At 73.2% G+C, this 19388-nt stretch carries 16 protein-coding genes; 8 read left to right on the forward strand and 8 right to left on the reverse strand.

Annotated elements, in window-relative coordinates; genetic code table 11:
* Positions 1–7 precede the first annotated feature (7 nt).
* The 8 genes from ACFQTY_RS01020 (at position 8) to ACFQTY_RS01055 (ending at position 10688) form a co-directional block, all read left to right on the forward strand.
* Entirely contained in the window at positions 8–562 is a 555-nt protein-coding gene (locus tag ACFQTY_RS01020) for an NUDIX hydrolase (protein WP_378096003.1), read from the forward strand.
* Positions 559–2805 carry a DUF6049 family protein gene (locus ACFQTY_RS01025; protein WP_378096006.1) on the forward strand — a complete coding sequence of 749 codons (2247 nt, stop codon included), beginning with the start codon at positions 559–561 and terminating at the stop codon, positions 2803–2805. The genes ACFQTY_RS01020 and ACFQTY_RS01025 overlap by 4 nt, the downstream gene beginning before the upstream one ends.
* On the forward strand, positions 2802–4475 hold the full coding sequence (gene murJ / locus ACFQTY_RS01030) for a murein biosynthesis integral membrane protein MurJ (protein WP_378096009.1): 1674 nt from the start codon (positions 2802–2804) through the stop codon (positions 4473–4475). Before ACFQTY_RS01025 ends, murJ begins: the two co-directional genes overlap by 4 nt.
* Before the next feature lie 7 nt (positions 4476–4482).
* On the forward strand, positions 4483–6609 hold the full coding sequence (locus ACFQTY_RS01035; RefSeq protein WP_378096013.1) for a protein kinase family protein: 2127 nt from the start codon (positions 4483–4485) through the stop codon (positions 6607–6609).
* A 118-nt stretch (positions 6610–6727) separates the two neighbouring features.
* The gene (trxB, locus tag ACFQTY_RS01040) at positions 6728–7744 is read left to right on the forward strand and encodes a thioredoxin-disulfide reductase (protein ID WP_378096016.1); all 1017 of its coding nucleotides are present in this window, start codon (positions 6728–6730) and stop codon (positions 7742–7744) included.
* Positions 7741–8073 carry a thioredoxin gene (gene trxA / locus ACFQTY_RS01045; protein ID WP_378096019.1) on the forward strand — a complete coding sequence of 111 codons (333 nt, stop codon included), beginning with the start codon at positions 7741–7743 and terminating at the stop codon, positions 8071–8073. The genes trxB and trxA overlap by 4 nt, the downstream gene beginning before the upstream one ends.
* Before the next feature lie 124 nt (positions 8074–8197).
* Positions 8198–9547, forward strand: a complete 1350-nt coding sequence (locus tag ACFQTY_RS01050; RefSeq protein WP_378096022.1) for a PLP-dependent aminotransferase family protein — start codon at positions 8198–8200, stop codon at positions 9545–9547.
* Between the two features lie 133 nt (positions 9548–9680).
* Positions 9681–10688 (forward strand): D-alanine--D-alanine ligase, encoded by a 1008-nt coding sequence (locus ACFQTY_RS01055; RefSeq protein ID WP_378096025.1) that lies wholly within the window; start codon positions 9681–9683, stop codon positions 10686–10688.
* Positions 10689–10939: 251 nt separating this feature from the next.
* Here the strand turns inward: ACFQTY_RS01055 and ACFQTY_RS01060 are convergent, their stop codons facing one another.
* The 8 genes from ACFQTY_RS01060 to rpmH form a co-directional block, all read right to left on the reverse strand.
* On the reverse strand, positions 10940–12229 hold the full coding sequence (locus ACFQTY_RS01060) for a ParB/RepB/Spo0J family partition protein (protein ID WP_378096028.1): 1290 nt from the start codon (positions 12227–12229) through the stop codon (positions 10940–10942).
* The gene (locus ACFQTY_RS01065; RefSeq protein ID WP_378096031.1) at positions 12226–13149 is read right to left on the reverse strand and encodes a ParA family protein; all 924 of its coding nucleotides are present in this window, start codon (positions 13147–13149) and stop codon (positions 12226–12228) included. The genes ACFQTY_RS01060 and ACFQTY_RS01065 overlap by 4 nt, the downstream gene beginning before the upstream one ends.
* A 796-nt stretch (positions 13150–13945) precedes the next feature.
* Positions 13946–14602 carry a 16S rRNA (guanine(527)-N(7))-methyltransferase RsmG gene (rsmG, locus tag ACFQTY_RS01070; protein WP_378096034.1) on the reverse strand — a complete coding sequence of 219 codons (657 nt, stop codon included), beginning with the start codon at positions 14600–14602 and terminating at the stop codon, positions 13946–13948.
* Positions 14603–16618: 2016 nt separating this feature from the next.
* Positions 16619–17137: a protein jag gene (locus tag ACFQTY_RS01075; protein WP_378099063.1), complete on the reverse strand. Its 519-nt coding sequence runs from the start codon at positions 17135–17137 to the stop codon at positions 16619–16621.
* A 25-nt stretch (positions 17138–17162) separates the two neighbouring features.
* A complete protein-coding gene (yidC, locus tag ACFQTY_RS01080) occupies positions 17163–18407 on the reverse strand; it encodes a membrane protein insertase YidC (RefSeq protein WP_378096036.1) in 1245 nt (414 codons plus the stop codon).
* 20 nt (positions 18408–18427) lie between these two features.
* Positions 18428–18754, reverse strand: coding sequence for a membrane protein insertion efficiency factor YidD (gene yidD / locus ACFQTY_RS01085; RefSeq protein WP_378096039.1), 327 nt, complete (start codon positions 18752–18754; stop codon positions 18428–18430).
* A complete protein-coding gene (gene rnpA / locus ACFQTY_RS01090; RefSeq protein ID WP_378096042.1) occupies positions 18751–19116 on the reverse strand; it encodes a ribonuclease P protein component in 366 nt (121 codons plus the stop codon). The genes yidD and rnpA overlap by 4 nt, the downstream gene beginning before the upstream one ends.
* Before the next feature lie 11 nt (positions 19117–19127).
* The gene (gene rpmH, locus ACFQTY_RS01095) at positions 19128–19265 is read right to left on the reverse strand and encodes a 50S ribosomal protein L34 (protein ID WP_263730993.1); all 138 of its coding nucleotides are present in this window, start codon (positions 19263–19265) and stop codon (positions 19128–19130) included.
* Between the last annotated feature and the right edge of the window lie 123 nt (positions 19266–19388).

Raw genomic sequence — 19388 nt, forward strand, 5'->3', positions numbered from 1 at the left:
TGTCGGCATGTCCGCCGCCGCCGAAGGTCACGCCTCGGGGCGGGTGCCGGCCCCGCCCGGCGGGCACCGGCTGCGCATCGATCCCACCACCACCCCGGTCCGAGCGGTGAGCACCCCGCTCCCGGTGGTGGACGAGACCTCCGCGGGCGGCTTGGTGGTGCTGCGCCGCAACGGCCTGTTCCACGCGGCCGTCATCGCGCGCCGCAACCGTGCCGGACGGCTCGAGTGGTGCCTGCCGAAGGGCCACCTCGAAGGTGACGAGACGCCGGAGCAGGCCGCCGTCCGGGAGATCGCCGAGGAGACGGGCATCACCGGCCGGGTGCTGCGGCGGCTCGGCGTGATCGACTACTGGTTCAGCGGCGAGGACCGTCGCGTGCACAAGGTGGTGCACCACTTCCTGCTCGGCGCGATCAGCGGGGAGCTGTCCGTCGAGGGCGACCCCGACGGCGAGGCCGAGGACGTCGCCTGGGTGGCCGTCGGGGCGCTGCCGGCCCGGCTGGCGTACCCGAACGAGCGCCGGCTCGCCGAGGCGGCCTGCGCGGTGCTCGCCGACGAGGCATGAGCCGGCCCGTCCGGCGCGCACCCGCCCGCGCCACGCCCGTCGTGCTGCTCGCGGTGCTGCTCATCGCGTTGACCTGCGCCTTCGGGGGTGCGCCGGCTGTCGCCGCGAGCGGCTCGCCCAGCCCGAGCGCGTCGGCGCTCGACACGGACCTGCCGGTGTCGGTCTCGATCCAGCGGGTGATGCCGACGGTGCTGCGGCCGGGCGACGACCTCACCGTCAGCGTGACGCTGCGGAACACCGGCTCGGCCGCCATCGCCGACCCCACGGTCGCGCTGCGGATCAACCGGCTGCGGCCGACGACCCGCGCCGAGCTGTCGTCCTGGATCGACCGCTCCAGCGGCGTCGTCGGCTTCCGGCTGACCACGGTGCACCCCGGGCCGTTGGCGCCCGGCGCGCCGCTGAACGTCGACCTGACCGTCCCGGCGTCCGCGATCGGGCTGACCAACGTCTCGAGCGGCTGGGGTCCCCGGGGCCTGTCCGTGGACGTCACCGACGACGGCGGTGACCGGGCGGGTACGGCGCGCACGTTCGCGCTGTGGCTGCCGGACGGCACGGTGCCGCAGGCGCGGGTGTCCGTGCTGCTGCCGCTGACCGGCCCGGCGCGCACGCCGACGGTCGCGGGCGGCGCCAACGCCGGTGCGACACCGGGGCCGACCGGGACGTCGACGAGTGGTGCCACGGCCGGCGCGACCCCGCAGCCGAGCCCGAGCGGGACCGCGTCGACCCCCGGCTCGGCGGCGGTGGCGCCGAGCGCGGCCGAGCAGGCCGCCCTGGAGCGGCTGACCACCGCCGGCGGCCGGCTGCGGGCGGTGCTCGACCTCGCCCGCAGCTCCCCCGACCTGGGCCTGGCCGTCGACCCCGCGCTGGTCGCGGACGCGCAGGTCTCGGGCGCGCACGCGCGTGCCTGGGCCAGTGACCTCGGGACGGCGCTGTCCGGGCGGGAGACGTTCGCGCTGCCCTGGTCGGACCCCGACCTCGCGACGGTCGCGCACGGGAACGGCGCCGACCTGCTCCGGACCGCGCAGCAGCTGTCCTCCGACGTGGGGATCGGTGGGCAGACCGCCCGTACCGACGTGCTGTGGGCGGGTCCCGGTGCGGTGGACACCAGCACGCTCGGGCTGGCGCGCACGGTGGACGCCGCGGCCGTCGTCGTCGGCCCGCAGTCGCTGCAGAGCGTCGGCGGCGTCGCGACCACAGCCCGTGCCGACGTGAAGACGGCGGCCGGCACGGTGACGGCGCTGGTGCCCGACGACGTGCTGACCTCCCTGCTGACCGACCCGGAGTCGGTGGAGCCGGGCAGCACGGCGGCCACCGCCGTCCAGCGCACGCTCGCGGAGCTGGCGCTGCTGACCCGCACCGGCTCCAGCGAGCCGCGCGACGTGCTCGTCGCCCCGTCCCGCGACTGGAGCCCCGACCCCACCACCGCCCAGGCGGTGCTGGCCGCCCTGTCCAGCTCGCCGTGGAGCCGTCTCGAGCCGGTCAGCACGGCGCTCGGCAACCCCGACGACCGCAGCAAGCGCACCTCGCTGCCGGCCAGCGCGTCGGCGCCGGACGAGCTCGCACCCGCCACCGTGCAGGCGCTGGCCACCGCACGCGCCACCACCCGGGCGTTCGCGAGCATCACGCAGGAGCCGGACACGCTGCTCGCCGGGGTGGACGACGAGGCGCTGACCCCCCTCTCCGTCGCCTGGCGCTCCTCACCGGGCGACCGTGACGCGCTGGCCGCACGGCTGGTCCAGGCGATCGACGACCGCCGCAGCGGCCTGTCCCTGGCCCCGGTCAGCAACCTCAACGTGATCAGCGCGTCGGTGCCCTACCGCTTCGCCGTCCGCAACGGGCTGCCCGTCCCGGTGACCGTCCGGGTGGCGGTGCACCCGCGCAAGAGCTGCCTGGGTGCCGCCACCAGCGATGCGGTCACCGTCTCGGCGGGCGCCGAGGCGAGCGTCCCCGTCGTGCTGCACGCGGCGGCCAACTGCGAGGTGATCGTCGACGCGCAGGTGACGGACCTCGCCGGGCAGCCGGTCGGCACCGGCGCCCAGTTCACGGCACGGGTGGCACCCACCGTCGAGAACGTCGGCACCGCCGTGGTCGGTGCGCTGCTGGCGATCGGCCTGGTGCTGGGCATCGTGCGGACCGTCCGACGGGGCCAGAGCGCCCGCCGCGGTGCCCGGCGCACCTCCGAGGACGAGGCGCCCCCGCTGCCTCCGCTCGGTGGCGACGTGTCGCCCGGACGTCCGTCGTGAGCCGGTCGGCCAGCATCGGCCGCGCCTCCGCGCTGATGGGCTCCGGCACCGCCGCGTCGCGTGCCCTCGGGCTGCTGCGCAGCATCGCCCTCGCCGCCGCCATCGGCGCCACGGGTCAGGCCGCGGACGCGTTCGCGGTGGCCAACAAGCTGCCGAACATCCTCTACCAGCTGCTCGCGGGCGGGGCGCTCAACGCGGTGCTGGTGCCGCAGGTGGTGCGGGCGTACAAGCGCCGGGCGGGCCAGCAGTACGTCGACCGGCTGCTCACCCTCGGGTTCGCCGTGCTGGCCGGCACCACGCTGCTGCTGACGATCGCCGCACCGCTGCTGGTGCTGCTGTACGCCGACGCGGGCAACCGCGAGCAGATGGTGCTGGCCACCACCTTCGCCTACTGGTGCATCCCGCAGATGTTCTTCTACGGCGTGTACGGCCTGCTCGGGCAGGTGCTCAACGCCCGCGAGTCGTTCGGCCCGTACATGTGGGCGCCGGTGGTGAACAACATCGTCGCCATCGCGGGCTGCGGTCTGTTCATCGTGATGTTCGGCTCGTCGAGCAGCGCCGACGGCTGGAGCGGCGCGAAGGTCGCCGTGCTGGCGGGCTCCGCCACCCTCGGCATCGTGGCGCAGGCGCTGGTGCTGTTCCCCGCGCTGACCAGGGCCGGCGTGCGGTTCCGGCTGCGCTGGGGGGTGCGCGGCACCGGGCTCGGCCGGGCGGGCTCGGTGGCGATGTGGACCTTCGCCGGCCTCGGCGTGGGCCAGCTCGCGTTCATCGTCCAGTCCCGGATAGCGTCCGCGGCACCCGCTGCGGCGCTGGCACGGGCCCACGGGCTCGCCACGGTCCAGTCGACCACCGGCGTCGCGGGGAACGCGGCGTACGACTACGCGTTCCTCGTCTTCATCCTTCCCCACTCGCTGGTGACGGTCTCGCTGATGACGGCGCTGTTCACGCGCCTGTCGGCCCAGGCGACGGACCGCGACCGCGCCGGCGTGCGCGACACGCTGTCCACCGGCCTGCGCGCGCTCGGCCTGTTCACCATCCCCACCACGGTGATCGTCGGGCTGCTGGCCCTGCCCGTGGTGCGCCTGATCATCTGGCACCCGCACCCGGGCGAGATCGCCGCGGTGGCCGGTGTCACGGTCGCGATGGTCCTGGGCCTGCCCGTGCTCGGCATCTGGTCGATGTGCCAGCGGGTGTACTACGCCTACGAGGACGCGCGCAGCATGCTGGCGCCGCAGGTGGTGATGGCGGTGGTCATCGTCGTCGGCACCCTGCTCGGCTGGCTGCTCGCGCCGCCGCAGTGGTGGGTGGCCGTCTCGGCGCTGGCCGTCAGCCTCTCCTACGTGATCGGCTCGCTGATGGCGCTGCGGCACGTGCACTGGCTGATCGGCAGCTTCGACGGGTCGCGGGTGCTCCGGCTGCACCTGCGCGCCACCCTCGCCTCCGCGGCCGCCCTGGCGGTCGGCGTGCCGCTGCTGCTGCTGCTCGGGGCGGGCGCGCAGATGTCCCTGGTCGCGGCGCTGGCGAAGTGCGTCGTGGTCGGCGGGGCGATGGTGACCGTCTACGTGCTGGTGCTCCGGGCGATGCACGTCCCGGAGCTCGAGGTCCTCGCCGGCCCTGTGCGGTCGGTGCTCGCCCGCTTCCCGGGGCGGCGGCCGGGGCGTCCCGACTAGCATGCACGTGTCCGGCGCCCGCCGGACGTCCCTGCCGATGGTGCGGGAGCTGCGCGTGGACCAGGTCGGACGAGGAACTCTGCTCGCCGGGCGCTACCGCGTGCTCGAGCCCCAGCCGTCCACCGTGCCCGTGCTGCAGACGTGGGCGGCGGTCGACGAGATCCTCGACAGACCCGTGCGGGCGCAGGTGCTGGCCGCCGAGTCGTCGACCGCCGGGCTCGACGCGGCCCGGCGCGCGGCGCTGGTCACCGACCCCCGGCTGCTGCGCGTGCTCGACGTCGGCACGCACGACGGGCTCGGCTACGTGGTCACCGAGCAGGTGTCCGGTCCGTCGCTCGCCCAGCTGGTCCTCCGCGAGCCCTTGACCGCCGACCAGGCCCGTGCGGTGATCGGCGAGGCGTCGGCGGCGCTCGAGGTCGCGCGGCGCCGCGGCGTGCACCACCAGGCGCTCCGCCCGTCCGCGATCTGCGTCGCGGACGACGGTCGGGTGCTCGTGTCCGGGCTCGCCCTGGACGCCGCCCTGCTCGGCCGGGTCGAGGGCGACGCGCGCAGCACCAGCCGGGCCGACGCCGTCGACCTGGTGCGGTTGCTCTACACGGCCCTGACGGGACGCTGGCCGGGTCCGGCCGCCGCCGCCGACGGCCTGCCTGTCGCGCCCGTGGTCGACGGCGTGCCCGTCCCGCCGGCCGACCTGGTCACCGCGGTCCCCGCGGACCTCGACACGCTCTGCTCGGTGACGCTGGGCCCGTACGACGACGGTCCGCACAGCCCGGCCGAGGTGGTGCGCGAGCTCGAGCCCTGGGGTGAGATCCGCATCAGCCGGCCATCGGGGCACCTCGGCGCCGCCGGAGCCGCCGCGGCGGGTGCGCTCGCCGGTGCGGCCGCAGCCGGTGCGGCCGCGGGGGGTGCGGCGGTGCCGGATGCCGAGGGGCCGGCGGCCGGCGGCCCGCCGCCCCAGGTCCAGCGGCAGTCCGTCCGCAGCGCGTTCAGCCAGAGCAGCGCGGGGACCAACCGCCCGGGCACGCCGCCGCCCGCGGCACCCGGTCGCACCAGCGCCTTCCCGGCGGTCGGGCAGCAGCCTCCGTCGTTCGCCGCGTCGGCGGCACCGCCCGCACGTCCGCCGTTCCCCGAGCCGGGTGCTGCTGCGACGGGGGCGGCCGCGGCCGCAGAGACTCGGCCGATGACGCCCCCGACCACGACCCCGCCGCCGGCGTTCCCGCCCACGCCGGCTACGGCGAACCAGCCCCCGGTGCGAACGCCGTCCGAGGCGCTGCGAGCGACGGCACCGCAGCGGCCCGTCCCGGCGGCAACCCCGCCCGTCACGGCAGCCGCAGCCGGTCCCGCCAGTGGCCGCGGCCCCGCACCGCTACCTCCCGCCGTGCCCCCCGCGGTCGCACCGGCCGCGGTGCCGCCCGGGGTGCTGCACGAGCCGGAGGTCCGGGACGACGACCCCTTCGACTTCGGACGGGTCCGCGAGGAGCCGGTCGGACGGCGGCGGTTCGACCCGACGGTGATCGTGCTCGCCGTCGTCGTGCTGCTGGTGATCATCGGTGTCGCGTTCGCGGCGAAGTCGCTGCTCAGCGGCCCGTCGGCCCGTGGTGGCGCCGGTACCGCCTCCCACTCGCACTCCGCGAGCCCGAGCGCGAGCGCCTCCGGGTCCAGCACGCCGTCCGCCTCCTCCAGCGCCTCGGCCGCTCCCGCCGGTGGGGCGCCCGTGATCGCCTCCGGAGCCTCCGTCGACGCGAACGGCACGGAGGGTGACCACCCGGAGGCGGTCGCCAAGGCGTTCGACGGCGACCCCTCGACCTTCTGGGTGTCGCGCACGTACAAGTCGGCGAACTTCGGCGGCCTCAAGCAGGGCATCGGCTACGTCATCACCCTGAAGCAGGCGACCACCGTGTCGTCCGTGACACTGCACACCAACGGCACCGGCGGCACGGTGGAGATCCGCGCGACCGATGCCTCGAACCCCGGCGGCGGCACGGTGCTCGCCTCCGGCCCGCTCTCGGCCAACGCCGCCTTCACGCTGAAGCCGCCGACGGCGACCAGCACCCTCAGCCTGTGGTTCACGGAGCTGCCGAGCATGCCGGACGGCTCGTTCCGCGTCGAGCTCACCGAGGTCCAGCTCGGCTGAGCGGGCGCTCGGGACGGGAACAGATGCGCCCTACCATCGGTTGACGCGTGCGCACGGGCCGGCGGGGACACCCTCGACGGCCGGCGCCACAGAACTCCGACAGTCGAGGGATGCACCCGTGAGCGAGACCACCGATATCCGTGACGTCGTCGTCGTCGGATCCGGGCCCGCCGGCTACACCGCGGCGATCTACGCCGCGCGCGCCGGACTGGCCCCCGTCGTCATCGCGGGGTCGGTGACTGCCGGCGGCGCGCTGATGAACACCACCGAGGTGGAAAACTTCCCCGGCTTCCCCGAGGGCATCCAGGGGCCGGAGCTGATGGAGGCCATGCAGAAGCAGGCCGAGAAGTTCGGTGCCGAGGTGGTCTGGGACGACGCCACCTCGCTGGACCTCGCCGGTCCGGTCAAGACGATCGTCACCGGCGGCGGCGACACCTACCGTGCCCGCGCGGTGATCCTGTCGACCGGCTCCGCCTACCGCGAGCTCGGGCTCCCGGACGAGAAGCGGCTGTCCGGCCGTGGCGTCTCGTGGTGCGCCACCTGCGACGGCTTCTTCTTCCGTGACCAGGACATCGTCGTGGTCGGCGGCGGCGACTCGGCCGTCGAGGAGGCGACGTTCCTCACCCGGTTCGGCCGCACCGTGACGATGGTGCACCGCCGTGACCAGCTGCGGGCCTCGAAGATCATGGCGGACCGCGCCCACAACGACCCGAAGATCCGCTTCGCGTGGAACTCCGAGGTGGTCGGCATCGAGGGCGCCGACAAGGTGACCGGCGTGGTGCTGCGCGACACGCTGACCGGCGAGACGCGGCAGCTGCCGGCCGGCGGGCTGTTCGTCGCCATCGGCCACGTCCCGCGCACCGAGCTGCTCGTCGGCCAGGTGGACCTGGACGAGAACGGCTACGTCAAGGTCGTCGGCCGCACCACCGCCACCAACCTGACCGGGGTGTTCGCCTGCGGCGACGTCGTCGACCACACCTACCGGCAGGCGATCACGGCGGCCGGCACCGGCTGCTCGGCCGCGCTCGACGCCCAGCACTACCTGGCCGGTCTGGTCGAGGAGCCGCAGGTCGTCGACCCGGTGCCCGCCGGCGAGGCGCTCGTCACGGTGCCAGGCGCCGAGGCCACCGCGTGAGCGGCGCCCAGCCCGTCACCGACGCGACGTTCGACGAGCAGGTGCTCGCCTCGCCCCTGCCCGTCGTCGTCGACTTCACGGCGGAGTGGTGCGGGCCGTGCCGGCTGGTCGGACCGGTTCTCGACGAGCTCGCCGAGACCTACGCCGGCGCGGTGCGGTTCGTCACCGTCGACGCGGACACCAACCCGGCACTGGTCGCCCGGTACGGGATCGTCTCCCTGCCCACGCTGCAGTTCGTCTCCGGCGGTGAGCTGGTCGACGTGCTGTACGGCGCCCGGCCCAAGGCCGTCCTGAACGACCAGGTGCGCAAGCTGCTGGCTGCGGTCTGACCCGTCGCGGCACCGCCGCGAGTCGCCGGCTCGCCGCGCGCGGCCACCGGGGGGCGACCCCCTGCCGAGCCGTCCACCGACCCCTGCCGCCGTCGCGCACAGGTGACGTGCGACACTGACGCGCATGACTCCTTCGCCTGTGCCCGACCGCGAGACGCCGGGCCGTCCCCCGTCGTCCGCTGCCGCCGGCACCGGCACCCGCCTCGACCAGTGGCTCGGCTCCTACGCCGACCGCACGCACGGCATGCGTGCCTCGGAGATCCGGGCCCTGTTCGCGGTCGCCAACCGGCCTGAGGTCGTCTCGCTCGCCGGTGGCATGCCGTTCCTCGACGGCCTCCCGCTGGACGTCCTCTCCGAGATGACGGCCCGGGTGGTCGCGACGCGCGGGCTCACCGCCCTGCAGTACGGCTCCGGCCAGGGCGACGAGACGCTTCGGGAGCAGATCCTCGAGGTGATGCGCCTCGAGGGCATCGACGCGCACCCGGACGACGTGGTGGTCACCACAGGCTCGCAGCAGGCGCTGGACCTGGTCACGCGCATCTTCATCAACCCGGGCGACGTCGTCGTCGCGGAGGCGCCGTCGTACGTCGGCGCGCTCGGTGTGTTCCGCGCCTACCAGGCCGACGTGGTGCACACGCCGATCGACGAGCACGGGCTGATGCCGGCCGCGCTCGAGGAGACGCTGGTCCGCCTCGAGGCCGCCGGGCGCCGCGTGAAGTTCCTCTACACCGTCCCCAACTTCCACAACCCCGCCGGTGTGTCGCTGTCGGCGGAGCGTCGGCCCCAGGTGCTGGAGATCGCGCGCCGGCACGGCGTGCTGGTGCTCGAGGACAACCCCTACGGGCTGCTCGGCTTCGACAGCGAGCCGCTGACGGCGATGCGGGGCCTGGACGACGAGGGCGTGCTGTACCTCGGCTCCTTCTCCAAGACGTTCGCCCCCGGCTACCGGGTCGGTTGGGTGGTGGCCCCGCACGCGGTGCGCGAGAAGCTGGTGCTCGCCAGCGAGTCGGCCATCCTGTGCCCGTCGAACGCCTCCCAGCTGGCGATCTCCGCCTACCTGTCCACCTGCGACTGGCGCGGCCAGATCAAGAAGTACCGCGAGATGTACCGCGAGCGGCGCGACGCGATGGTGGGGGCGCTCGCCGAGCACCTGCCGGACTGCCGCTGGACCGTCCCGGACGGCGGCTTCTACACCTGGGTGAAGCTGCCCGACGGCCTGGACGCCAAGGAGATGCTGCCCCGCGCCGTCACCGCGCGGGTGGCCTACGTGCCCGGCACCGCGTTCTACTACGACGGCCAGGGCGCCGACCACATGCGACTGTCGTTCTGCTACCCGACGCCCGAGCGCATCCGCGAGGGTGTCCGTCGCCTGGCGACCGTCGTGGCCGGCGAGTCGGAGCTGGTCGAGCTGTTCGGCACTGCCGCCGGCGCGTCCGACGACATGGTGCAGTCGCCGGGTCCGGACGTCGCCTGACGGCGGCTCCCGACCGACTCCACAGGTTCCCGCCTCTGGTGACCGGTCGCGCACAACCGACGTCGTTCGTCCTCGCACCACCGCTTGTTCCCCGTCCGCCGCTCGACGGACCGTTCGACTGGAGCGCAGCAGCGTGAACCCCACCCCGTCCGCCCCTCGGATCGTCGTGCTCGCCGGGGGCCTCTCCCACGAGCGGGACGTCTCGCTCCGTTCCGGACGTCGCGTCGCGGAGGCGCTGCGCTCGACGGGTGCAGAGGTCACGGTGCACGACGTCGACGCCGACCTGGTGCCGGTCCTCACCGAGCTCGCCCCGGACCTCGTGTGGCCGCTGCTGCACGGCGCCAGCGGTGAGGACGGGTCCGTCCGGGACGTGCTCGCCCTGCTCGGCCTCCGGGTGCTCGGCACCGGCCCGCGCGCCAGCCGCGTCGCCTGGAGCAAGCCGATCGCCAAGACCGTGGCGGGACGGGCCGGCATCGCCACTCCCGAGTTCGTGACGCTGCCGCAGTCGCTGTTCCGCGAGCTGGGCGCCGCCCGGATCCTCGACGCGGTGGTGCGCCGCTTCGGCCTGCCCCTGGTGGTGAAGCCGTCCCGCGGGGGTTCGGCGCTCGGCATGACCCTGGTGACGTCGGCGGACCAGCTGCCGCGGGCGATGGTGGAGTGCTTCTCCTACTCGGACACCGCCCTGATCGAGCGTGCCGTCATCGGAACCGAGCTGGCCGTCAGCGTCCTCGACACCGGGGACGGCCCGTTCGCGCTGCCGGCGGTCGAGATCGTCACCGACGGTCCGTACGACTACGACGCCCGCTACAACCCGGGCCGCACCGAGTACTTCGCCCCCGCCCGGTTGTCCGACGAGCTCGCCGAGCGGGTCGGCGCCGTGGCCGTCGCCGCGCACCAGGCGCTCGGCCTCGCCCGCATCTCCCGCACCGACCTCATCGTCGACGCGGACGGGACGCCGTGGTTCCTCGAGGTGAACGTGGCGCCCGGGATGACCGAGACCTCGCTGCTGCCGCAGGCGGCCGAGGCGGCCGGGTTCGGGCTCGGACCGCTGTACCGGTCACTGGTCGACGCCGCCATCGCTGCCTACGACAACGGCACGGCCACCGACCACCTGGACACCCGGGTCACCACCGACGCCTGATCGCCGCCCGGCACGTCCGCCCACCCGGACCCCGCGCTATCCCCGCACGCAGCGGGCGACCCCGCACCCAAGCATCTATCCCGGCGTGGCGGCTGATATCGCACACCAGTTCGAGGCTGAGCGTCTCCCCTTCCGCCCCGACGGCTCGGCGTCGGGTCGAGCCGCGGCACGTGACCGCCATGGCACGGGACCCGCCGCGACGTGGGGTCGACGCGGGCTGGGCCGGCGCGGCGCTGAAGCAACCCTCGGCGTCAGCCGTGGAACAGGCCAGGATCCTCCGGGGCGAGCGTGTTCAGGATGCGGTTCAGGTCCTGGACCGAGGCGAACTCGACCGTCAGCCGTCCACGGCTCTTGCCGAGAGCGACCTTGACCCGCGTCTCGAACCGGTCGGAGAGGCGCGTCGCCAACGCGTCGAGCGCCTCGTTCCGCACCCCGGCCCGCGGCGCCGTGCGACGCTTCGCCACGAGTCCGTCCCCGCCGAGCGCGACGATCTCCTCGACCGCGCGGACCGAGAGGCCCTCGGCGACGATCCGCTGCGCGAGTCGCTCGATCGCTCCGCCGTCGGCCAGTCCCAGGAGTGCCCGCGCATGACCTGCCGAGAGCACCCCGGCCGCGACCCGGCGCTGGACGAGCGGCGGCAGCTTGAGGAGACGCAGCGTGTTGGAGATCTGCGGCCGTGACCGGTGCAGGCGGGATGCCAGCTCGTCGTGAGTGCAGCCGAAGTCGTCGAGTAGCTGCTGGTAGGCCGCCGCCTCCTCGAGCGGGTTCAGCTGCGATCGGTGCAGGTTCTCCAGGAGGGCGTCCCGGAGCAGGTCCTCGTCGCCGGTCTCCCGGATGATCGCCGGGATCGCGTCGAGGCCGGCTGCGCCGGCCGCACGCCAGCGCCGCTCGCCCATGATCAGTTCGTAGCCGTCGCCCGCTCGCCGCACGACGACGGGCTGCAGCACACCGATCTCCCGGATGGAGCCCACCAGCTCGTCCAGGGCGTCCTCGTCGAACACCGTGCGCGGCTGCCGCGGGTTGGGCCGGATCTCGTCGAGCGGCAGCTCTGCGAACACGGCGCCCGGCACAGGCACCAGCTCGGTGCCCTCGCCCGCGCTGTCAGAGGCTGGCTCGCCGGATGCACGAGGAGCCGGTACGGCGGACAGCTCCCCGTGCAGCCCGTCGAACGCAGCAGCCGCCGTGGACGGGCTGTCCGGCTCGACCGCCGCACCCTCTGAGTCCCGGTCGTCGTCCTCAGGGGCCGGCTCTGCGGCAGCGTCGACGCTCACGGGCGCGGCCTCCGGAACATGGTCGGCCAGTGCCTCGGTCGCGCTCACGGTCGGGTCCGACGCCGTCCCGAGGGTGTCGCTGTCCATGGCCACATCGTCCGGGTCGATCGTCGCCACGACGGTCTCGTTGGTCCCGTCGACGGCAGCCTGCGGGCGCGCATCAGGGAAGAAGACGTCGACCGGTCGCTCCCGGGTGGAGCGGGCGCCGTCCAGGCTCGTCGGGATCAGGGCACCAAGTCCTCGTCCCAGACCGCGTCGCTTCTCGCTCACCGTTCCTCCTCCTCGCCGGCCGCCATCGCCGGCATCCCCATGCTGGAACCGTTCGTCGGAGCCGCCCCGCGCTCCGCCACCTCGCGAGCCGCTTCGAGATACGCGAGCGCTCCGGACGACCCGGCGTCGTACGTCATCACCGTCTGGCCGTAGCTGGGCGCCTCCGAGATGCGGACGGACCGGGGCACAGTGGTGCGCAGCGTCCGGTCCGGGAAGTGCTGGCGCACCTCGGCGGCGACCTGCTGGGCCAGGTTCGTCCGGGCGTCGTACATGGTCAGCAGGATCGTGGAGACGTGCAGGGTCGGGTTCAGGTGCGCCTGGATCAGCTGGATCGTCTTGAGGAGCTGGCTCAGACCCTCGAGTGCGTAGTACTCGCACTGGATCGGGATGAGCACCTCTCTCGCCACGACGAAGGCGTTCACCGTCAGGAGCCCGAGGCTCGGCGGGCAGTCCACCAGGACGTAGTCCACATCCGGGAGCCCACTGGCCTGCCGCCAACCCAGGTACCGGTCCAGGGCGGTGCGTAGGCGCGTCTCGCGCGCCACCATCGAGACGAGCTCGATCTCCGCCCCCGAGAGGTCGATGGTCGCCGGCAGGCACCACAACCCGGGAATCTCGGGGCTCTCCTGAACGGCCTTCTCCATCGGGAGGTCCTCGATCAGCACCTCGTAGATCGACGGCGTGCCTGCGCGGTGCTCGACTCCCAGCGCCGTCGACGCGTTGCCCTGCGGGTCGTTGTCGAGCACCAGCACCGTCAGACCGGACTGCGCCAGGGCAGCGGCCAGGTTCACCGCTGTGGTGGTCTTCCCGACGCCACCCTTCTGGTTGGCAACGGTGATGACCCGCGTCGCGGCCGGCCGCGGGAACCTCCGCCCACGGAGCTCGATCCGCCGTCGTGCGTCCTCATGGAGCTCCGCCATGAGCGGGGTGTCGGCCGAGACGGACGGCAGGCTCTTCACGAGTGCCGCGCGCCGCTGCTCGTCGGACTCGGGCGCCGGTGCATCGACCTGTCGCTTCGCCGCAGGCTCGTCGGGCCGTCGCGGCGACGCGGGCGTGCGCTCGGACCAGACGGTGGCGGAGTCGGATGGGGTCGTCGCGCCGCCGGGCACGGGAGCGCTCGTCGGTGCCGGCACGTCAGTGCCCGGCGCGTCCGTCGCCGTGTCGACTGTCGCTGGCGTCTCCATGCCGGTGCTGAGCCCTCTCGTCGTGCTGCTGTCCCCCGCTTGCTGCGGAGGCTGGTCCGCGTGGCCCGGGGTCCTGGCTCCCTGCGGCGTTTCACGTGAAACCGCATCCGGACCATCGTGTCCGTGTGCCGCGACGTCGGGTGGTGCCTCGATATCACCCGGGTCTTCTGCTGGTACGACGCTGATGGTTTCACGTGAAACAGGACCGGCTGCCGGCGACACACTCGACTCGCCTGCGGCCGTAGCGCCATGGGGGACTCGCGCGTCGATGGCCGGACCACTCGCATCCCGCGCTGGTGTCGGCGCTGCGTCGCGGGTGGCCGGCAAGGCGCTTGGTGACGCGTGCTGGTGCATATCGGCGCCGCCACCGGGGTGTGGATCCACCCCTCTCCGATCCGAGGGTGGCTCGGAACGATCACCGTTGCGCGGGTCGCTCTGCAGGCCGTTCGCGGCGCCAGGCGAGAGCCACGCCAAGGCATCGGGCGACGTGCTCATCGGTTGGGCGGGCACCGGGTCTGTCCGCTTCCGCTTCCTACCGAACACGCCGCGCCCCCGCTGCTCGCACTGCCCTCACGACGGTGGTCGGTTCCACGCCGTCGAGCAGCGACGAGGTGACGATCACCGGGTCTTCCCAGCCGAACCGCGCAGCACTCTCCCGCGCGGACACCATCTCGTCACCGGCGCGGGTTCCCTTGAGTGCCAGCAGCTGACCCCCGGGCACCACCAGCGGAGCCGCCCACGCGTAGAGCTTCTCGAGCGGTGCGACGGCCCGCGCTGTGAGTGCATCAGCCCGCAGCCGGCCTGCGACCTCCTCGGCCCGTGCCCGCACGATCTCCACGTTCGGGAGACCGAGCTCCGTGACCACGTGTTCCAGCCATGCGACCCGCCGGGCCATGGGCTCGAGGAGGGTGACGCGGACGGCGGGCGCCATCGCCGCGATGACCACGCCCGGGAGACCGGCGCCACTTCCCAGGTCGATCAGCGTCACCACCCCACCGAGCTGGTCGACCACCGCCCCCGAGTTCAGCAGGTGCCGCTCCCAGAGCCGGCCTGTCTCGCGCGGACCGATCAAGCCACGGACAGGCCCCTCATCGACGAGGAGGCGGTGGAATCGCTCGACGGACGGCCACGCCGAGCCGAATGCGTCGGGAAGTCGGGCGTCCCCGTCCAGCGGGTCGGTGAGTTCCACGTCCTGATCCGCGCCCACCCGCACCCCGCTCCACCCGTCGCCGTCCGGGTCCAGCCGCCGCGTTCGGCGACCAGACCGGCCCACGGTACCCGGTCGGCACCCCGAGCCAGTTCATCCGTCGCACCCCCACGCCACCGATGGTCGACCGCCTGTCCGATGAGCACGCCGCCCAGCGCCTTGGCCCATGTCCCTGCCGCGCTGGTTTCACGTGAAACTTCGACGCCACGGCGATGACGCACTCGCGACCGCCGTCTGCGTCCATCGAGCAACCAGGGTGGCGCCTCTGGTTCCAACCGTCACGCGGGGATTCACACGCGTTGGTCTGCGAGCCAGCTGCCGTCACCCCCGGGCCCGTCTGCGTTCCGCGACGCGTGCCGTAGTCCGGCACTCACGGCCGCCACACGCACCCGGACGCCGGTCTGTGCTTCGCCGGTCACCCCAGGCCCGCGGACCATCAGCTCACCGACCTGACCGGGGGCGGCGCGCTCCAGCGACTCCACCAGATCGAGTCGGCCCTAACCGCGATGTTTCACGTGAAACCAGCGCCACCCGGACGGCCAGCGGGACGGATGCGACGACCCAGAGGACCGAGCCCGTCACCACAAGCACCGGCGCCGCCGACCGCGCCCCGAGGGGAAGTCGGGCCCGGATCATGGCGCGCCGCTCGGATAGCTCGCGCGGCGAGTGTCCCTACGCGAGCTGCCCTGGCGCTTGTCCCGGCGAAGGGCGCAACTGCCGCAACCAGGGAGTCGTCTTGCACGCAACGCCGGCGGCCCAGCATTGAGCACCGCGGCCTGCGTCTCGCCACGACGCTGCCGCACCGCTTGTCCCTTCCGCTCGAGCAAGCGGACGAGGCTCCGTCGAGAGCGCCTCCTGACCACCCCGCGGACGACGTGCGCGCTGGATGACGGCGACGGCGCGCGACACCCCGGCGTGCTGCGCAGAACGCCGTTTCATTGCCAAGCGTGCTGTGGGACCTGGGTCAGCCCCTGTCCGCACAAGGGCCCTCTCCGACCGATGCCCGTCACCGACTCCACCCCGTGGCACCCACGGGGCCCGCGGCGTCCCGTAGCCAAGGCGACCTCAGGTGCCTCAGCGGCACCGCACGGCCTCGAGCCGGACCACACCCCACCTCGAGAAACGTTCCCCGCGCGACAGTGGACGCTCCGCGTCGGCGGCGCCGCAGGCTAGGGCAGGGGGCCCCTAGGTCGGCACGTTCGAACAGCGACAAGAGCCTGAAGAGGACCGTCCCGCCACGGTGCAGTCCGGAGGCATGACAGCATCACCCGCGCTCTCTGCCACCCACCGCACGCAGGTGCGCGGCTTCGCGTTCCGCTGTTTCACGTGAAACACGGCGTCCCGGTGCCGACAGGAATGGTCCGGCGGCCACGTCACCGAGCGCCGCGACACCCACGCACCTCACCCCCGACCCCGCTCGAGCCCTCCCGATGGACCTAGCCAACGGCGACTGGCCGGCCACGGCCAGCCACGTCAGCTGCCGCCAAACGGTCAGCGGCACAGTCCGCGGCGCGTCAACCGTCGAGCTCGTCCCCGATGACAGGCAAGCGGCAAGCGGAAACCGGCAAGCGCCGACCGGCAACTCTCAAAACGGCCGAGGAGCCCGGGCCACACCGGGTGCGTCGCTCATCTGGCTAGGAACCGCACAACCGACCACGGCGCTCGTGGACTTTCTCGGGACCCGCAGCCGCTGCCGCCGCTCCGACCGTTCGGTGTCGGTGCCGGGCGTCAATCCCGACGTGATCGCCCTAGACGGGAACGCACCGTGATCGCCCTGGCATCACCACTTGCCTTCGGTCCCCACGGGGATAGGAAACGGCCCCGCCAGCCGCCATTCGCGGCACAGTCAGCCGAAACGGTCAGGGCAACGGTTAGCGGCACAGCCAGCGGCGCGTCCACCGTTCTCGTCCATGCCCAGTGCACACACGCAGAGACCCTCGGTTTCACGTGAAACCGAGGGTCTCTGTCTCCCGCCACCGACCGGCGGCTGGACGTGCTCTACGCGGGCCGCACCACGACGAACCGGTTGGGCTCCTCGCCGTCCGAGTCGCTCAGCAGCCCCGCGGCGGCGACGGCGTCGTGCACCACCTTGCGCTCGAAGGGGTTCATCGGCTCGAGCGAAACGGGCGCCCCGCTCGCGTGAACCCGGCCAATCGCCTCCTCGGCGATGGCGACCAGCTCGGCGCGCCGACCGGCCCGGTAGCCGGCGATGTCCAGCATCAGCCGGCTGCGATCGCCGGTCTTGGTCTGGACGGCCAGCCGCGTCAGCTCCTGCAGCGCCTCGAGGACCTCGCCGTCCCGACCCACTAGCCGTCCGAGCGACCGGTCGGCACTGTCCTCAGCGACGATCTCCACCGCGGCGCGGCCGTGCTCCACGTCGATGTCGATGTCTCCACCGAGATCCGCGATGTCGAGCAGCTCCTCGAGGTAGTCGGCTGCGATCTCCCCCTCCTCCTCGAGGCGCTTGAGCTGGTCGGCCCCGCCGGACACGTCGGGTGTGGTCGTCACGTCGTTCATCGTCTTCTGTGCTCCAGCCACGTCGTCACATCTCCGGACGGGACGTCGTCGACCCGCCGTCAGACTTCTTCTTCCGCACCGGCTTGGCCGCCGCTCCACGCTCCGACGCCACGTCCGTCCCACCCGCACCGGGCACGGTTCGAGCACCTGAGCTGCGCTTCTCCGCCTGCACCGCGCCATCGGCCGCCTGCGTGGAGGCCGCCTTCGGCGCCGGCGAGCTCTCGACGGCCGAGTCCGCAGTGGACGACGAGTCGCCCGACGCGGACGTGGCAGCACCGGTCTGGGCCTCACCGGAGCCCGGACGAGCCTTCGCCCGGTCCTTGCGCTTCGGCTGCTGACGCTGACCGCTCAGCCGCGGCTTCTCGTCCATCTCGAGCAGCGGGGCGGCGTCGGCCGCGCCGCCACCATGGTGGGAGGCTCGACGTGCCTGACGCTCCTTCAGCTGCGCCTCGGCCTGCGAGCCCGGCGCCGGCATCCGCCGGATCGTGTAGAACTGCTGGCCCATCGACCACAGGTTGGTGGTGGTCCAGTAGACGAGCACACCGATCGGGAAGTTCACGCCCGAGAACGCGAAGATCAGCGGCATCAGGTAGAGCAGCATCTTCTGCTGCTGCGCCATCGGGCCTTCCAGCGCCGCCTTCGGCATGTTCTTCATCGTCAGCTGGCGCTGCGTGGTGAACGTCGTCAGGGCCATCGCGACGATCAGGATGATCGTCACCACCTGCACCTGCGTGTTCCCGGCCGCACGCATGAAGGTGCCGGACAGCGGCGCACCGAAGACGGTCGCCGACTCAGCCTGCCGCGCGAGCTCCTGCGTCAGCGGGCCGATGTGCGTCTTGCCGCCCGCGTACTTGCCCTGCGACAGCAGCGTGAGGGAGTTCAGCACGCGGAACAGGGCGAAGAAGATGGGGGACTGGGCCAGGATCGGCAGGCACGACGAGAACGGGTTCGTGTTGTGCCTGCGGTACAGCTCCATGGTCTCGCGGCTCATCGCCTCGCGGGACGCGGGGTCCGTCTTGCCCTTGTACTTCTTCTGGATCGCCTGCATCTCGGGCTGGATCAGCTGCATCCCGCGGGACGCCTTGATCTGCCGCACGAACAGCGGGATCAGAGCCACCCGGATGACGATGACCAGGCCGACGATGGACAGCGTCCACGCCGCACCGCCGGACTCCTGCAGACCGAGGGCGGTGAACAGCTTGTGGAACTGCACCATGATCCACGCGACCGCGACCATGATCGGCCACAGCAGACCGTCGAACCAGTTCATGCGGTGGGTCTCCTCGAGACTCAGCGGGTGGCCGGGGCCACGTGATGGTGCCGGTGCCCGGCACCGGCAGGAGGAACGTCATCGACGCCGCCCGGGTTCCAGGGGTTGCACCGCAGCAGCCGGCGCGCGGCCAGCCAGCTGCCCCGCAGCGCGCCGTGACGGGTCACCGCGATGACGGCGTACTGGGAGCAGGACGGGTAGAACCGGCACGTCGGGGGACGCATCGGCGAGACGTAGAGCTGATAGAGCCGCAGCGCTCCGAGCAGCGCAGCCCGGGGGATGCCTGCGACCACTCGAAGAACGTGCCCCGGCGACCACGGGACGCGGGATCCGGTGGCGGCGGTCATGCCGCAGCCGCCCGACCAGCGCGGCGCACGGCCGTCCGGATCGCGCCGTCGAGATCGGCGCCCAGCCGCTCGTACGGCAGCTGAGCCGCCGGCGCCAGCGCCCGGACCACGACGGACGACCGCTGCGGCAGGACGTCGAGACGAGCCCGCACCAGCTCACGCAACCGCCGCTTGACCCGGTTCCGCGTCACCGCGTTGCCCACCGCCTTGGACACGACGAGACCGACCACCGGGCTCGCAGGCCCGGGGTCGGTCTCGAACGTCAGGTGGACCACCAACGACTCGCGCCCGCCACGCGCACCCCTTCGCACCGCCCGCTCGAAGTCCGCGGAACGGCGCATCCGGTGCGCTGCTGGCAGCACCGGCGCAGCTGTCAGGCGGACAGCTCCGCACGGCCCTTGCGGCGCCGCGCGGAGAGGATGGCGCGCCCGGCGCGGGTACGCATCCGCAGGCGGAAGCCGTGGGTCTTCGCACGACGCCGGTTGTTCGGCTGGAAGGTGCGCTTGGTCACGTCGGTCTCCAAAGGGCATTCGGCGCGCGTGCCACGCGCACCAGGTGGTGGTGCAGGTCCGGTGCCGGGCTGGACGGCTCCGTGGTGTCGCGCCACGTGTGCGCGATGGCGTCTGGGCGCGCC

It is taken from the genome of Cellulomonas sp. T2.31MG-18, assembly GCF_964266755.1.
In the GTDB taxonomy this organism is placed as follows: domain Bacteria; phylum Actinomycetota; class Actinomycetes; order Actinomycetales; family Cellulomonadaceae; genus Cellulomonas.

Bases quoted from the DNA above. Each gene is read 5' to 3' on its own strand.
- ACFQTY_RS01020 (WP_378096003.1), top strand. From the start codon at position 8: ATGTCCGCCGCCGCCGAAGGTCACGCCTCGGGGCGGGTGCCGGCCCCG.
- ACFQTY_RS01025 (WP_378096006.1), top strand. From the start codon at position 559: ATGAGCCGGCCCGTCCGGCGCGCACCCGCCCGCGCCACGCCCGTCGTG.
- ACFQTY_RS01050 (WP_378096022.1), top strand. From the start codon at position 8,198: ATGACTCCTTCGCCTGTGCCCGACCGCGAGACGCCGGGCCGTCCCCCG.
- ACFQTY_RS01065 (WP_378096031.1), bottom strand. From the start codon at position 13,149: ATGGCGGAGCTCCATGAGGACGCACGACGGCGGATCGAGCTCCGTGGG.
- ACFQTY_RS01075 (WP_378099063.1), bottom strand. From the start codon at position 17,137: ATGAACGACGTGACGACCACACCCGACGTGTCCGGCGGGGCCGACCAG.
- yidC (WP_378096036.1), bottom strand. From the start codon at position 18,407: ATGAACTGGTTCGACGGTCTGCTGTGGCCGATCATGGTCGCGGTCGCG.
- yidD (WP_378096039.1), bottom strand. From the start codon at position 18,754: ATGACCGCCGCCACCGGATCCCGCGTCCCGTGGTCGCCGGGGCACGTT.